General features: G+C 33.6%; 13 protein-coding genes and 7 tRNA genes. 16 read left to right on the forward strand and 4 right to left on the reverse strand.

Annotated elements, in window-relative coordinates:
* Positions 1-184: 184 nt before the first annotated feature.
* From RAH41_RS16645 to RAH41_RS16675, 7 genes are all read left to right on the forward strand, one after another.
* Positions 185-257, forward strand: a tRNA-Thr gene (locus tag RAH41_RS16645).
* Positions 258-266: 9 nt separating this feature from the next.
* A tRNA-His gene (locus RAH41_RS16650) sits at positions 267-342 on the forward strand.
* A gap of 6 nt (positions 343-348) precedes the next feature.
* Positions 349-419, forward strand: a tRNA-Gly gene (locus RAH41_RS16655).
* A gap of 16 nt (positions 420-435) precedes the next feature.
* Positions 436-512, forward strand: a tRNA-Ile gene (locus RAH41_RS16660).
* Positions 513-533: 21 nt separating this feature from the next.
* Positions 534-608, forward strand: a tRNA-Asn gene (locus tag RAH41_RS16665).
* Positions 609-614: 6 nt separating this feature from the next.
* A tRNA-Ser gene (locus RAH41_RS16670) sits at positions 615-705 on the forward strand.
* A 10-nt stretch (positions 706-715) separates the two neighbouring features.
* Positions 716-787 (forward strand) — tRNA-Glu (locus RAH41_RS16675).
* 333 nt (positions 788-1,120) lie between these two features.
* Here RAH41_RS16675 and RAH41_RS16680 read toward each other — a convergent pair.
* A complete protein-coding gene (locus RAH41_RS16680) occupies positions 1,121-1,507 on the reverse strand; it encodes a hypothetical protein (protein ID WP_331224060.1) in 387 nt (128 codons plus the stop codon).
* A gap of 346 nt (positions 1,508-1,853) precedes the next feature.
* On the opposite strand from RAH41_RS16680, the gene RAH41_RS16685 reads away from it, so the two are divergent.
* The 8 genes from RAH41_RS16685 to RAH41_RS16720 all read left to right on the forward strand — a co-directional run bounded on the left by RAH41_RS16685 (position 1,854) and on the right by RAH41_RS16720 (position 12,749).
* Positions 1,854-2,408 (forward strand): bifunctional transcriptional activator/DNA repair enzyme AdaA, encoded by a 555-nt coding sequence (locus RAH41_RS16685; RefSeq protein ID WP_331224061.1) that lies wholly within the window; start codon positions 1,854-1,856, stop codon positions 2,406-2,408.
* Positions 2,405-3,304, forward strand: a complete 900-nt coding sequence (locus RAH41_RS16690; protein WP_331224063.1) for a DMT family transporter — start codon at positions 2,405-2,407, stop codon at positions 3,302-3,304. The genes RAH41_RS16685 and RAH41_RS16690 overlap by 4 nt, the downstream gene beginning before the upstream one ends.
* Before the next feature lie 652 nt (positions 3,305-3,956).
* On the forward strand, positions 3,957-5,888 hold the full coding sequence (gene glgB / locus RAH41_RS16695) for a 1,4-alpha-glucan branching protein GlgB (protein ID WP_331224064.1): 1,932 nt from the start codon (positions 3,957-3,959) through the stop codon (positions 5,886-5,888).
* On the forward strand, positions 5,836-6,963 hold the full coding sequence (locus RAH41_RS16700; protein ID WP_069034771.1) for a glucose-1-phosphate adenylyltransferase: 1,128 nt from the start codon (positions 5,836-5,838) through the stop codon (positions 6,961-6,963). The genes glgB and RAH41_RS16700 overlap by 53 nt, the downstream gene beginning before the upstream one ends.
* A 48-nt stretch (positions 6,964-7,011) precedes the next feature.
* A complete protein-coding gene (locus RAH41_RS16705; protein WP_331224067.1) occupies positions 7,012-8,031 on the forward strand; it encodes a sugar phosphate nucleotidyltransferase in 1,020 nt (339 codons plus the stop codon).
* Positions 8,025-9,458 carry a glycogen synthase GlgA gene (glgA, locus tag RAH41_RS16710; RefSeq protein ID WP_331224068.1) on the forward strand — a complete coding sequence of 478 codons (1,434 nt, stop codon included), beginning with the start codon at positions 8,025-8,027 and terminating at the stop codon, positions 9,456-9,458. The genes RAH41_RS16705 and glgA overlap by 7 nt, the downstream gene beginning before the upstream one ends.
* Before the next feature lie 25 nt (positions 9,459-9,483).
* A complete protein-coding gene (locus RAH41_RS16715; protein ID WP_331224070.1) occupies positions 9,484-11,892 on the forward strand; it encodes a glycogen/starch/alpha-glucan phosphorylase in 2,409 nt (802 codons plus the stop codon).
* Between the two features lie 62 nt (positions 11,893-11,954).
* Positions 11,955-12,749, forward strand: a complete 795-nt coding sequence (locus tag RAH41_RS16720; protein ID WP_331224072.1) for a lipase family protein — start codon at positions 11,955-11,957, stop codon at positions 12,747-12,749.
* Between the two features lie 68 nt (positions 12,750-12,817).
* On the opposite strand, the gene RAH41_RS16725 is transcribed toward RAH41_RS16720, so the two are convergent.
* Complete coding sequence (locus tag RAH41_RS16725) at positions 12,818-13,606, reverse strand: TIGR00266 family protein (protein WP_069034766.1); 789 nt, start codon at positions 13,604-13,606, stop codon at positions 12,818-12,820.
* A gap of 473 nt (positions 13,607-14,079) precedes the next feature.
* Between RAH41_RS16725 and RAH41_RS16730 the strand changes: the two genes are divergently transcribed.
* Positions 14,080-14,280: a cold-shock protein gene (locus tag RAH41_RS16730; RefSeq protein ID WP_088013613.1), complete on the forward strand. Its 201-nt coding sequence runs from the start codon at positions 14,080-14,082 to the stop codon at positions 14,278-14,280.
* Between the two features lie 59 nt (positions 14,281-14,339).
* Here the strand turns inward: RAH41_RS16730 and RAH41_RS16735 are convergent, their stop codons facing one another.
* Both RAH41_RS16735 and RAH41_RS16740 read right to left on the reverse strand, forming a co-directional pair.
* On the reverse strand, positions 14,340-14,804 hold the full coding sequence (locus RAH41_RS16735) for a TspO/MBR family protein (RefSeq protein ID WP_331224075.1): 465 nt from the start codon (positions 14,802-14,804) through the stop codon (positions 14,340-14,342).
* Between the two features lie 108 nt (positions 14,805-14,912).
* Positions 14,913-15,662 carry a TraR/DksA C4-type zinc finger protein gene (locus RAH41_RS16740; RefSeq protein ID WP_331224077.1) on the reverse strand — a complete coding sequence of 250 codons (750 nt, stop codon included), beginning with the start codon at positions 15,660-15,662 and terminating at the stop codon, positions 14,913-14,915.
* Positions 15,663-15,677: the final 15 nt, after the last annotated feature.

Genomic DNA, 15,677 nt, shown 5'->3' on the forward strand with positions numbered 1-15,677 from the left:
TTAAAAAATGCTTATTATAATAAGCCGACTTAGCTCAATTGGTAGAGCACGAACGAATAAGCTTCGTAGCAAAACCTCAGCGTACTTGTCGAGCAACATCTTGTAATTTTTCCTGAGACAAGGACGACTAAGAGATGAACTAAATTAGGCAGTAAATAAAATTAAGTAAAATAAATTTTATTAGGCCGACTTAGCTCAATTGGTAGAGCAACTGACTTGTAATCAGTAGGTTGGGGGTTCAAGTCCTCTAGTCGGCACTCTTTATGGCGGTCGTGGCGAAGTGGTTAACGCATCGGATTGTGGTTCCGACACTCGTGGGTTCGATTCCCATCGGTCGCCCCATATTATGCGGGTGTAGTTTAATGGTAAAATAGAAGCCTTCCAAGCTTCGGTCGTGGGTTCGATTCCCATCACCCGCTTTTTATAAAATTTAATGGGCCTATAGCTCAGCTGGTTAGAGCGCACGCCTGATAAGCGTGAGGTCGATGGTTCGAGTCCATTTAGGCCCACCATTAATTTTTATAATTAGTTTTTCCGCAGTAGCTCAGTGGTAGAGCACTCGGCTGTTAACCGAGTGGTCGTAGGTTCGAACCCTACCTGCGGAGCCATATGATAGAGAAGTACCCAAGTGGCTCAAGGGGCGCCCCTGCTAAGGGTGTAGATCGGGTAACCGGTGCGAGGGTTCGAATCCCTTCTTCTCTGCCATATTTTTTTTGGCCCGTTGGTCAAGCGGTTAAGACACCGCCCTTTCACGGCGGTAACACGGGTTCGAGTCCCGTACGGGTCATAGCTAAAGCTCAGTTATTTGTGATAACACAGGTAACTGAGTTTTTTTTGTCTTTTTTAGGGCTGCTCAGATCGCGATAAATACTGAATCCGTCTGTTTCTCCTATTTTAGAACTCTTTTCACTGGTTTTAAGATGTACAGTGCTATATCGCTTCAATTTAAAGTATTTATCTTAGAACATAAAGTTAGAAGCCCATTTCATTTCTCGGAAAGGAAAAAGTTATAATTTTAACTTAAATTTACATAGCAGTAATTTAATAACTAATTTCCCATTTATCTATACAAAAAAACGGACTAACTGAATTGTTAATCCGAATTTTAGCAATCTTTGCTTTAAACAGTTACTTGATCATTTTTTAACTTTTTATGATACGCTTTAATTTCATCATCTGAAAAGACATTAATTGCTAACCGTTTCACTCGACTCCAGTACTCTTTAAATTCGATATATTCATATCCTTGTTCCTCAATAAAATCAACTAAACTGCCACCTGTAAAGAAAATATGTGCTTTTGGGTAAGCTGCATCCCAATAAATATTCCCTCGTAAATTTAATATCTTTTCTGTCTCTTTTACAAATAAAGTAATGGAAACAGCACATCTCAGTCTTAGTTCTCCACGATCTCGGCCTTCACCTTTTCCATTAATCTTCATTCGGGTCACATATTCTTCGTTTTCAAAACTTATAGCCTTTTCACTCATTTTAAATTCCAACATCATAATCTCCTCACCCTTTAGCTACAACGTCGTTAATAACCATTTTTTTTAGTATACTTCAAATATTATTACTAGAGTGTAACTGCTAGTTATTAAGTTGTTTTTTGTTAAAAATTAATTTCATTTAGTATCTAAAAAGAAGGATAAGTTATGTTTTTCATTTTTTAGGTTGTAAAGTTCTAGTGAAATATAAAAGGTTCTACTGTGATTGAAAAGTTAGGTGTTATTCAAACTAATCAGATGCTCTTTAACTATTATCCTTCTTCCAAAGAAATTAGAAAGCAAGAAATTGAAAGCAAGCGCATGATCTTAGTGTTAAAATGTGAATAGCTAAAAATGAGGTGATTAAATGAACGAATTAAATAATCAGGTCATGTGGGATGCAGTTGAATCATGCGATGAAACCTACGATGGAGTGTTTATCTATGCAGTTAAGTCCACTGGAATCTGCTGCAAACCATCGTGTAAGTCAAGAACCCCATTAAAAGAAAATGTGTCATATTATCCGTCATTTTCTTTGGCAATGAAAGATGGGTACCGTCCATGTAAAAGATGTCGTCCTGAATTACTTCACTCAAATGAAGAAGATATTATTTTATCTGCCAAACATTTTATTGAAAAAGAATATCGAAATAACTTAACATTGGATCGTTTAGCAATTGAAGTTGGAGTAAGTAAATTTCATTTGCAAAGATTATTTAAAAAGTCCACGGGTTTATCGCCGTTAGAATACGCAACAAGGTTAAGAATGATCGAAGCTTTGAGATTATTACGAGATACTGAGAGAACCATTACTGAAATAGCGTATAACCTTGGATTTAAAGGCTCGGCACATTTTTCAAGTATGTTTCGTCATTATTTTAATTACACTCCAACTACATACAGAAAGGGGTTAAATAAATGAAGCTAAAAGATGGAATAGCTTTGTTGTGCCTAGCTGCATTATGGGGAGCATCATTTTTATTTATTAGGATAGCATCGCCAGTTTTTGGACCAATTTTAACAATACAGGGAAGAGTTATAATTGCTGCGTTTGCATTGGTGCTATATTTGGTTGTTACTAAAAAGTCATTACATTTTAAAAAGAGATGGAGAGAATATTTAATAATAGGGGCATTAAATGCGGCAATTCCATTTACATTAATTGCCATATCAGCATTACATTTGCCAGCCTCAATGTCATCAATTCTAAACTCTTTGACGCCATTATTTACAGCGTTGGTTGTTTTTTTATGGATGAAAGAAAAGTTGAGTTTTCGAAAGTTGACTGGAATAATAGTGGGGTTAATAGGTGTGATCTTGTTAGTAGGGTGGAGTTCAATCCCGTTTACTTATGATGTTAAAATAGCAATTGGACTAGCAGTTTTGTCGACGATCTCATATGGAATTGCAGGTGTGTATGCAAAGAAAGCTTTTGATGGGGTACCACCACTTTCAATTGCAGCTGGTCAACAAATTGGTGCTTCAATTTTACTTTTACCTTTTACCTTTCTAAATTTCTCAGCATCTACAGATAAAGTTTCAGGAATTGCTATATTGGCAGTTTTAGGATTAGCATTATTTTGTACTGCAATAGCATATTTATTGTATTTTCATCTTATTGAAAGTGTTGGACCTACCAAAACATTAAGTGTTACTTTTTTAATTCCGGTGTTCGGAATAATCTGGGGAGTTCTTATTTTAAAAGAACATATTACATTAGGCATGTTGTTTGGTTTTCTTGTGATTTTATGTAGTGTATTCCTGATTTCAGATATTCGTTTACGTGTTATAACATCAAGTAAGCGAGTGCAAGGATAATAATGTTTTTAATATAGGGCAAAAAGGATTTTCGTAATAACGAAGATCCTTTTTACTATATTCCGATTGTTATTTTATTGAACTAAAAATAAGAAGGTAGTACCACTAGGGAAATGATGATATTGACGCAAACCTTAGTAACTTTGGTGTTCTTTTCTACTTGCATTTGAATAGTTTTTTTGAATTGCCTAATACGTAAGTCAGTTACTATTTAATGCACCATTTATTACCGCATAATGAATGAATGCGTTTTTAAGTTTATTTTGTATTTTACATCTGTAATTTGGTAGTGGTTTCTAAAATTTTTTTCAAAAAAAATTCTCCCCTTCGATTCGACATTTTTCTACAATTCCTTTTTAAAATATAGTTTATATGTAATAAAAGTGTAAATTATGTATGAAATTTTATGATAAATCAAAAAATTACAAATTAAGACAAGGGGTTTTGTAAATGGAGTGTATAATTATACATTATATTCATTCGACAAATTCGACATTTTTACGACAAACGCAACAATGACAACGGTTTCATGAATGGTTATTCATTTATCGAAAAAAATTTTTGAATTTTTTTTGCATAAAAACAAGGTGAATAGATATATTTGTAGAATATTAAGAGATAGAAGAATTTAAGAGATTGTAATGAGGTGAGGATGTTGCTTTTGACACGGCCAACTGAGTTTGATGTGCATTTATTCCATGAGGGAAGTTTATTCCATAGCCATGAATGCTTTGGGGCACATGTTGTAAAAAAAGGGGATAAAGTTGGAACTACTTTTACAGTGTGGGCTCCACATGCGAAAGGTGTCTCAGTTGTTGGGGATTTTAATAGTTGGAATGGTTCCGAACATAAAATGGAAAAGTTGAACGATCAAGGGATTTGGACGATATATATCCCCGAAATTGGACATGGGACGATATACAAATATGAAATTTTAACCAAACATGGGGAAATTTTATTAAAAAGTGATCCTTTTGCTTTCTATAGTGAACTGCGACCAAGCACAGCTTCGATCGTTTATGATCTTTCGGGCTATAAATGGAAAGATGCAAAATATCGTAAGCAGAAATTTAAAAAATCTGTATATGAAGAACCTGTTTTAATTTATGAAGTACATTTAGGGTCTTGGAAAAAGAAGGAAAACGGTGCTTTTTATACTTATGCTGAATTAGCGACAGAACTTATTCCATATGTAAAAGATCATGGTTTTACACATATTGAAATATTACCATTAGTTGAACATCCATATGATCGTTCTTGGGGGTATCAAGGAGTAGGATATTTTTCTTCTACTAGTCGATATGGAAATCCTCATGAGCTAATGAGCTTTATTGACGAATGCCACCAGAACGGATTGGGAGTCATTATGGATTGGGTGCCTGGTCATTTTTGTAAGGATTCACATGGATTATACATGTTTGACGGTGAACCGACATATGAATATGAAGGTTATGATGCTAGAGAAAATGAAGTATGGGGAACAGCGAATTTTGATTTATCAAAACCAGAAGTAAAATCATTTCTTATTTCAAACGCCTTGTATTGGATGGAATATTTTCATATTGATGGTTTCCGAGTAGACGCTGTTGCAAATATTTTATATTGGAAAAATAGAAATGAAGAGAATCCTTTTGCAACGGCCTTTTTAAGAAAATTAAATGAAGCTGTATTTGAACACGATCCACAAGTATTAATGATTGCAGAAGATTCTACTGATTGGCCATTAGTTACTGCTCCTACATACGAAGGTGGATTAGGTTTTAATTTTAAGTGGAATATGGGTTGGATGAATGATGTTTTGACTTATATGGAGACTCACCCAACGGAAAGAAAGCATCATCATAATAAGATGACTTTCTCGTTTTTATATGCCTTCTCAGAAAATTTTGTTTTACCTTTTTCACATGATGAGGTAGTACATGGTAAGAAATCTTTGTTAAATAAAATGCCAGGTACATATGAGGAGAAGTTTGCTCAATTAAGGGTACTATTTGGTTATTATTTATCTCATCCGGGTAAGAAGCTTCTATTTATGGGAAGTGAATTTGGGCAATTTGATGAGTGGAAGGATTTAGAGCAAGTTGATTGGATGATTAAAGATTATGAATATCATTCCAAGATGAACAAATATTTCAAAGAATTATTATCGATTTATAAAAAAAATAAATCACTTTATGAAGTTGATAATCATTGGGATGGATTTTCATGGATTGATGCAAATAATGCCGATCAAAGTGTATTTTCATTTATCCGTAAAGGAAAAAACAAAGAGGATTATGTCATCGTAATCTGTAATTTTAGAGAGATTTCTTATGAAACATATCGAATTGGAGTACCTGCAAAGCATCGATATAAAGAATTGCTTTCAAGTGACTATATACAGTTTGGTGGCGAAAGTAAAATAAATCGTTCTGCCATTGAATCAGAAGAAATACCATACCATGGTTTACCATACAGTATTGAAATAGCATTACCTGCCTTTAGTTTTACAATCATTCGTCCAGTTAAAATGCGAAAGGGGATTAGCAGCAATGGTTCAGAAAAAATGCGTAGCAATGTTACTAGCAGGGGGAAAAGGGAGTAGATTAAGTTCGTTAACAAAAGAACTAGCAAAACCAGCCGTAGCTTTCGGAGGTAAATACCGAATAATCGATTTTACTTTAAGTAATTGTACAAATTCAGGTATTGATACTGTTGGAGTGCTAACTCAATATCAGCCACTAGTACTAAACTCATATATTGGTATAGGAAGTGCATGGGATTTAGATCGCTTAAATGGTGGGGTAACTGTTTTACCGCCATATTCAGAAGCATCTGGAGTTAAATGGTATACAGGTACTGCAAGTGCAATTTATCAAAATTTAAATTATATAAAGCAATATCAGCCTGAATATGTTTTGATTCTTTCGGGTGATCATATTTATAAGATGGACTATAGTAAAATGCTAGACTATCACATTGAAAAAGAGGCAGATGTATCGATTTCAGTTATTGAAGTTCCGATTGATGAAGCTAGCCGTTTCGGAATTATGAATACAAATGATGAAATGGATATTATAGAATTTGAAGAAAAACCTCAATATCCGAAGAGTAATTTAGCATCAATGGGAATTTATATTTTTAAATGGAATGTTTTAAAAGAGTTTTTAGAGATGGATGATCGTAATCCAGAATCAAGTAACGACTTTGGTAAAGACGTTATTCCGCTTTTATTAGAAGAAAAGAAAAAAGTAGTTGCATATCCTTTCAAAGGTTATTGGAAAGATGTTGGTACAGTAAAAAGCTTATGGGAAGCAAATATGGATTTGTTAAATGAAGATAGTGAACTAAATATATATGACCGTGATTGGCGCATATATTCAGTTAATCCAAATCAACCACCACAATATATTGCACCTACAGCAATCGTTGAAGACTCTCTAATTAATGAGGGGTGTGTTGTTGAAGGCTTTATATCGCATTCTGTTTTATTCCAGGGTGTAACAATCGGTGAAGGCAGTATGATAAAAGACTCTGTCGTTATGCCAGGTTGTGTTATTGGAAAAGATGTTCGAATTGAAAGTGCAGTAGTAGCTCCTGGGATGGTTATTCCTGATGGAAGCCTTTTAGGTCCAGAGAAAGATTATGAAGAGGTAATTCTAGTAACAAGCGAAGAATAAGAGGTGGCTCATTCCTCAAATAGAAAAATAGATTGAGAGGGTTATTTGATGAAACATACTATGCTAGGAATAATTGAGGCGTCAACACATTTTGAATCTTTAAAGCCGTTAACACAGCATCGACCATTAGCAACACTTCCTTATGCAGGTCGATATCGTTTAATCGATTTTATGTTAAGTAATATGGTGAACTCAGGTATTACGAGTGTCGCTGTATTTCCTGATCAACCTTATCGATCAATTATTGATCACCTAGGCTCCGGTAAACATTGGGATTTAAATCGTAAAAAGGATGGACTATTCATTTTTACGCCAGAACCAACTGATGGAGCTTTTGGTACATTCGATTTCATTGAAAAACATATACAATTTTTGCAACGATCTACTCAAAAGTATGTAGTAGTAGCAAATACTTATACGATTTGCTCTGTGGATTTTAGACCAGTTTTAAAGAGACATATCGAAACAAATGCACAAATTACTGAGTTAAAGCAGTTCGGTAAATCTTTAAATATCTATATCCTTGAAAAAGAGTTATTGTTAAAGCTATTTGAAAACTTCCACGAAAAAGGCTATGAAACAATTATGGACGTTGTACGCGATCAAAATAATGAGGTTGAACTAAGTGCATATGAAATACCTCAACAAGTTTCAATCATTCAAACAATTGAGGATTATTTCGAGCAAAGTATGAAATTATTAAATCCTGAGATATGGAATCAATTATTCTTAAAATCTTATCCTGTTTTTACTAAGGTTAAAGATGAGCCACCAACAAAATATTCAAAAGAAGCAATTGTAAAAAATTCGATTGTAGCTAATGGATGTGAAATTGAGGGAACGGTTGAAAATAGTATTATTTCAAGAGCAGTGAAAATTGGAAAAAATACAATTATTCAAAATTGTGTTGTTATGCAAAAATCAAACATTGGAGATAATTGTATATTAGATGGCGTTATATTAGATAAAGATGTTCGAATAGAAGATGGCGTTGAAATAAAAGGAAGCTTAAGTGAGCCAGTAGTGCTTCAAAAAGGTTCAGTCCAAGGAGCGTTGATTCAGTGGTAAATGTTTTATATATTGTTTCAGAATGTGTACCATTTGTTAAATCGGGAGGGCTTGCAGATGTTGCAGGCGCTCTCCCTAAGTATTTAAATAAACTAAATACGAATGTAAGAGTAATGCTTCCATTTTACTCGTTAATTCCCGCTAAATATAGAGAAGAAGCTAAGCTAGTAAAAGAGCTATCTATAAATCTAGGCTGGAGAAAACAGTATTGTGGTTTATTTGAATTGAAAGTAGAAGGAACAACTTATTATTTTATTGATAACGAGTACTATTTTAATCGAGATAAATTGTACGGTCATTTTGATGATGGAGAGCGTTTTGCATTCTTTTCTCTTGCAGCAATTGAATGTATTAAAGAATTAGATTTTAAACCCGATGTTATTCACTGTCATGACTGGCATACAGCAATGATCCCATTTTTCATGAAAGAGTATGGCGCATTAAAAGATATCAATCCAAAAATGAAATCTGTTTTTACAATCCATAACCTTCAATTTCAAGGCGTATTTTCAAAAGAGGTAATGGACGATATGTTAGGGATTGATGAACAATATTTTCGCGATGACTATTTGAAATTTTATGATTGTATCAACTTTATGAAAGCTGGAATCATTTCAAGTGATTTCGTAACAACTGTTAGTCCAACATATAAAGAAGAAATTAAGCATGAATTTTTCGGAGAGCAATTAGATGGATTATTACGTGAGCAAGATCACAAACTTTTTGGAATTGTAAACGGAATTGATGAAACTATTTATAATCCTGCTACTGACCAAAAAATTCACTCTAATTACGATGAGTTTACAATCGAAAATAAAACAGAAAATAAATTGAAATTGCAGGAGTCACTTGCATTAAAAATGGATGAGAATATTCCTATTATTGCAATGGTTTCCCGATTAACAAGTCAAAAAGGCATTGATCTTATTCAACACGTATTCCCTCAAATTATGGATTATAATGTCCAAGTAGTAATTTTGGGTTCTGGTGATGAAGAGTTCGAGAACTTTTTTAAAGCAATGGAGCATAACTACTACGATAAAGTTAGAGCTTACATAGGATTTGATGAACGCTTTGCTCATCAGATTTATGCAGGTGCAGATTTATTCCTTATGCCTTCATTATTTGAGCCATGTGGATTAGGTCAGCTTATTGCAATGAAATACGGGTGTGTTCCAATCGTCAGAGAGACTGGGGGGCTAAATGATACTGTCCAGTCATATAATGAAGAGACAAAGAGTGGAAATGGTTTTACTTTTACTAACTATAATGCTCACGATATGCTTCACACAATTGAACGTGGATTGAGTATCTATGAGAATAAAAAACATTGGAAATCAGTCAGAAGGAATGCAATTAGAAGAGATTCAAGTTGGTTAAAATCTGCTAAGGAATATGCAAAACTATATATGCAGTCTTCGAAGTAAAAATCTTTTAGGGCGAGGTGATTCCATGTTTTCTAGTGTGGAGGAGTTTGAGTGGTGTTTTAAAGAGAAGCTAGAAAGTATGCATGGAAAGAGTACTGCAGATAGCACTACTCAAGAGCAATTTCAAACACTTGGAACGATGATTCGCGAACATATAAGCGGTAATTGGTTAGATACGAGTGAACAATACCGCTTAGAGCGAAAAAAACAAGTTTATTATTTATCAATTGAATTCTTATTAGGAAAGCTTTTGAAAAGTAACTTAATTCATCTAGGGATTAGAGAGTTATGTGAATCTGGCCTCGAGAGATTAGGAATTTCTTTAAGTGCTCTTGAGGAATTTGAAAGCGATGCTGGTCTTGGAAATGGTGGACTTGGACGGCTAGCATCATGTTTTCTTGATTCTCTAGCATCACAAGACTTGCCTGGTCATGGATGTGGCATCCGCTACAAACATGGCCTATTTGACCAAAAAATTGTTGATGGATATCAAGTCGAGCTACCTGAACAATGGCTGAAATACGGAAATGTTTGGGAAGTTCGAAGAGATGATGAAGCAATAGAGGTTTTATTCGGTGGAGAAGTAGAAGCATTTAATAATAAAAATCGATTGGAATTCCGCCTTCATGGTGCTGAAGCAATTACAGCGGTCCCATATGATTTACCGATTATCGGCTATCAAACAAACACGGTAAATACATTAAGATTATGGAGTGCTGAAGCGTCTACTCATTCCTCAAATAAATCGCTGATGAAATATAAGCGAGAGGCAGAAGCAGTTTCAGAATTCTTATATCCTGACGATACACATGATGAAGGCAAGATTTTACGTCTAAAACAGCAATATTTTTTAGTTTCTGCAAGTATTCAAAGAATAGTAGATTCATATAAAGAGCAGTATGGTAATATTCGGAAGCTCCATGAAGAAATTGCTATTCATGTAAATGATACACATCCAGTTTTAGCGATTCCGGAGTTAATGAGAATTTTAATTGATATTGAAAAGTTATCATGGGATGAAGCGTGGGAAATTACAACTCAAACGATCTCATATACGAATCATACTACTTTATCGGAAGCACTTGAAAAATGGAGAGTTGATTTATTTAAGCCTTTATTGCCAAGGATTTATATGATTGTGGAAGAAATAAATGAAAGATATTGTAAAGAGCTCTGGAACAAATACCCAGGCGATTGGGATCGAATTGAACAAATGGCTATTATTGCTCATGGAGTCGTTAAAATGGCTCATTTAGCAATTGTAGGCAGTAAGAGCGTTAATGGAGTAGCTGAAATCCACACTGAAATTTTAAAACAAAGAGAGATGAAGCTTTTTTATGAGTATGAACCATTCAAGTTTAATAATAAAACAAATGGTATTACTCATAGAAGATGGTTACTCCAATGTAATCCTGAACTTAGTAGTTTAATAAATGACACGATTGGAGACGGTTGGATACATGAACCAACTCAACTTGAGAATCTATTAGAATATCAAGATGACGATGCATTCTTATCGAAATTTATGAATGTAAAGAAAAAGAGAAAAGAAGTTCTCGAAAATTATGTTCACTATACAAATGGAATTGCATTAGATACAGATTCAATTTTTGATATTCAAGTTAAGCGGATGCATGCATATAAAAGACAATTACTAAATGTTTTACACATCATGTATTTATATAATCGTTTGAAGGAAGATTCACATTTTAAAATGCATCCTAGAACCTTTATTTTTGGAGCGAAGGCATCTCCTGGCTACTACTTTGCTAAAAAGATTATTAAATTAATTCACTCAGTAGCCGATATTGTTAATAATGATCGCTATATAAGTCAATTTATTAAAGTAATTTTTATTGAAAATTACCGAGTTTCATTAGGTGAAATTATTTTTCCAGCAGCGGATGTTAGTGAACAAATTTCGACAGCAAGTAAAGAAGCTTCGGGAACTGGGAATATGAAATTTATGATGAATGGTGCTTTAACGCTAGGTACACTTGATGGTGCTAATATTGAGATTCTAAGAGAAGTTGGCGAGGAGAATATTTTTACATTCGGTCTTACAGCTGACGAGGTATTAAATTATTACCAATATGGTGGATATAAAAGCAGTGATTATTACCATCATGATCTGCGAATAAAAAAGGTGTTAGATCAAATGCTTCACGGGTTATTTCCGTTACCAAGAGAAGAATTTGAACCAATTTTTGATTCACTCATGTCTTATAATGATGAGTATTTCTTACTTAGAGATTTCTCTTCATATGTAAAAGCGCATGAATGTATCAATCATACGTATCAAAATAAAAGGGATTGGGCTGTAAAAAGTCTTAACAATGTTGCTAAATCGGGATTTTTTACAAGTGATCGCACGATTCGTCAATACGCATCAGAAATATGGAATATTCATCAAAGAACTTTACACCATTCTTAACCTCCTCTTAAATTATTAGGAGGTTTTTCATATAATGATGAAAGCAAGAAAGGAGTGGTACGTTGAAATTCCTTTCAGTTGACTATGATAAGGCCTTAGATTTATTACTTTGCATTGAACAGGCATATGTTCAGTTTGATAATGACGGGAAATTTATGATTCCAGCAAGCTATTCATTAGTAGATACAATTAAAGCATGTGCAATTAGCCAGCTAGAATGGTTTGGCTACATTATTGAAAATGGTGAATCAGTAATCATTGTGTTTCGAGGAACGAAATCAGATTTGGATTGGTTAGCCGATTTAAAAATTGATCAAGACTTATTTCCTTATGTGATGAACGGTGGGTGTGTCCATTCGGGGTTTCTATCAATTTATCAATCTTGTCGAGAAATGATTTTAGCCATTGTGAAGGAAAAGGCTCTTTCAAAAAAAATATTCATAACGGGCCATAGCTTAGGTGGGTCATTGGCAACGTTATTAGGATATGAAATAGCAATGACTGGAATTTGTAACCCGAATGTCTACACATTTGGCTCTCCAAAAGTAGGAAATATAAAGTTTAAAGAAAACTATGATGAAAATGTTAGGCATAGTTTAAGATTTGTAAATTTATATGATATGGTCCCTTTAAGCCCACCCTTTAAAGTGGAAGTGAAGCCATTAAATATTTATTTAGAATACGTTCAAGTGAAACATCCAATCACTTTTTCACTAAACAAAGGGTCTATTAAGAATAGTCATCATCTAACGACTTATATTGAAGGCATTAAAAAGATGCAGTTGGATTATGATTATACTCCAACTTTTACTTACAAATTACGTGAGGCAGAACCAGAAGAAGAAGAAGTAATCTAATAGTACAGAAAAAAACTAGTCAAGATTTCATTGACTAGTTTTTTGTATGTAAACGAAAGTAGTCTCGATTAATCATTGCCATCAAGTAGATTTCCAAGGCCACCTAATATACTTCCTTCTTCTTTAGATGAGTTTGGTAAGTATTGACCAATTCGAGAAGCTAATCTTGCTAAAGTTAATGATTGAACCCAAATTGTTCCAGGACCCTGCAATGTAGCGAAGAATAGACCTTCTCCCCCAAAAAGTGCAGTTTTTACATTTCCAACATATTCAATTTCATAATTAACATCACCAGTGAAGCCAACAATACATCCCGTATCAATTTTAATTTTTTCACCTGGTTGAAGAGTTTTTTGGTAAATTGAACCACCAGCATGTAAGAAAGCAAGGCCATCACCTTCGAGCTTTTGCATGATAAAGCCTTCACCACCAAATAGACCGGTACTCAATTTCTTTCTAAACTCGATTCCAACTGAAGTGCCTTTTGCTGCGGCTAAGAAAGAATCTTTTTGACAAATAATTTTATTTCCATACTCATGTAGATCTAAAGGTATGATTGTTCCAGGGTATGGTGCCGAGAAACTGACTGTTTTTAATGAACTTGAACGGTTTGTAAAACTAGTCATAAACAAGCTCTCACCTGTAACAAGGCGTTTACCCGCACCAACTAATTTTCCAAATAATCCACCTGATTGTTGTGAACCGTCACCAAATATTGTTTCAAGTTCGATACCATCATCCATCATCATCATTGCTCCAGCTTCTGCAACGACTGTTTCCTTTGGATCAAGCTCTACTTGTACAAACTGCATATCATGGCCATGAATTTTATAGGTAACTTCATGAGAATTTTTCATTTTTATGCCTCCTTTTAGTTTAACTATACAAATATTGTAATACTAAAATCTAGTTATTTAATAATAAAAAATTTGATAAATTATTACAGAATCCTCATTTATTTTGACTAGTAAGTGAGAAATTATACCATTTTTAAAGGAAGAAAGGTAGGTCTAAATGTATAAAGATAAATTTTAAGAATTATATAAAAAATTCTCTCAATTAAGCCTAAGTGTCATTGACGCACTTTTTTAGATATGATATATTTAAGTTACTATTAACTGCATATTTATTTGAAGGTAAGAAATTAACGATACATTTGCACTACAAAATTTTTAGTAACGCTCATTTTTCTTTGTCTTGAAAAGAAGTTTTGACCACTTTCAATGTTGTAGCAATCCTTTAGCCGATTGGACAATGACGTTCTTTTTCTTTATCCCTCTTTTATGCACGCATTAATAGTGTATATATGTATTTCTAGGAGGTATTATCGATGGAATTCGGTAAAGTAAAATGGTTTAACAGCGAAAAAGGTTTTGGATTCATCCAAACTGAAGGTGGAAACGACGTATTCGTACACTTCTCTGCAATTCAAGGCGAAGGTTTCAAAACTTTAGAAGAAGGTCAAGAAGTTGAATTCGAAATCATCGAAGGAAACCGTGGACCACAAGCAGCTAACGTAAACAAAAAATAATTTTTGTTATGTTCAAGGCATCCTTTTTTAGGATGCCTTTTTTATATTAATCTAAAAATCTATCTATTTAGTACGTATATATTGTAGTTTAAAAAGGTTGCAAATAATGACCAAATAGAATAGGGAATTAGTAGTACAAATGAAGTTTTTGAATATTTATATGCGATGAACGCTAAAAGAATTGCTGTAACAAAGACGAGTCCGCAGTCAATTGTAGCCATAAGTAGATCTTTTTGTTTGAATTGAAAATAGCTAAACAGCTGGTTAAATACATAATTAATAATAAATATAATATAAAACCATTTTGCTTTTTTAAAGGATTCTCCTGAAGAAACGATTATACATACGCTTAAAGAAATGAAAGAATATAAGAATGCCCAAATGATTCCGATTGATTTTCCTGAAGGAGTATAGCTAGGTTTAATTAGATGACTATACCAATCGTAGTCGATCGGAAATAAAATAGAAGAAATAAAAAATAAACAGTATAAGGAGAAAAATAAAACGATTAACTTAATATTCATAAAACCTCCTCAAGTAAGTTGTCTTGATTAAGTATATGTATTTAATTTCAAAATATAAAAAAAACGACTACATTGTAGTAATCGTTTTTTAATGAAATTTTAACTCATTTAGTACTTTTCAATGTCTTTCACATCAATTTCAGATAATTCTCCGTTTAAAGCTTGTTCTTCATAGTCATCAAGATCTTGTTCATATTGTTCATGTTTTTTTGTAGGGTAGACAGTTCGATTTTTTCCGTAAATATCAGTACCGATAAAGTTTTCAAATTCCTCAACATAACCTACATTTTCATAGCTCTCAGTAAATGTGCTTCCATATTCCTCAATATTATTAAATTCAAAATCTGATGGTGTTTGAGAATTTCCATATCTTTCTACATCTTGTAGTGAATCTTCAGCGTCATACATCATTGAGCGATCTTTAGGATCTCTACTAAATGGAGGGTTTAATACTTCTTCCTCAACAGGACGATCGTATCTTATACTAGAACTTGATATATGCTGATCATGAGTATGTTCGATCATCGCTTTTGCTGTAGGAAGAGCTTGTAACCGCTCAAAAGGTATTTGTTCACCACTTACTTCACATATACCATATGTTCCATTTTCAATTTTTTGTAACGCTGTATTAACGTCATCTAGTTCATTTCTTAAATGCTCATGAAGAGATATGTCCTTTTCACGCTCATATAATTCAGTTCCTAAATCACCTGGGTGGTTGTCTGCAAGTGAAAGCTCATCAACAGAATCTCTAAGTGAGTATGGTGTAAAAGCTGGATCATTTAGTCTTTCTTCTATATGTTGTTTTTGTTTCAGTAGTTCGTTTTTAAATGTTTGGATTTGTGATTGTGAAAGCATCATGCTCCCCCTTTT

The sequence above is a fragment of the Gottfriedia acidiceleris genome (genome assembly GCF_036421055.1).
GTDB classification, from domain to species: domain Bacteria; phylum Bacillota; class Bacilli; order Bacillales; family Bacillaceae_G; genus Gottfriedia; species Gottfriedia acidiceleris_C.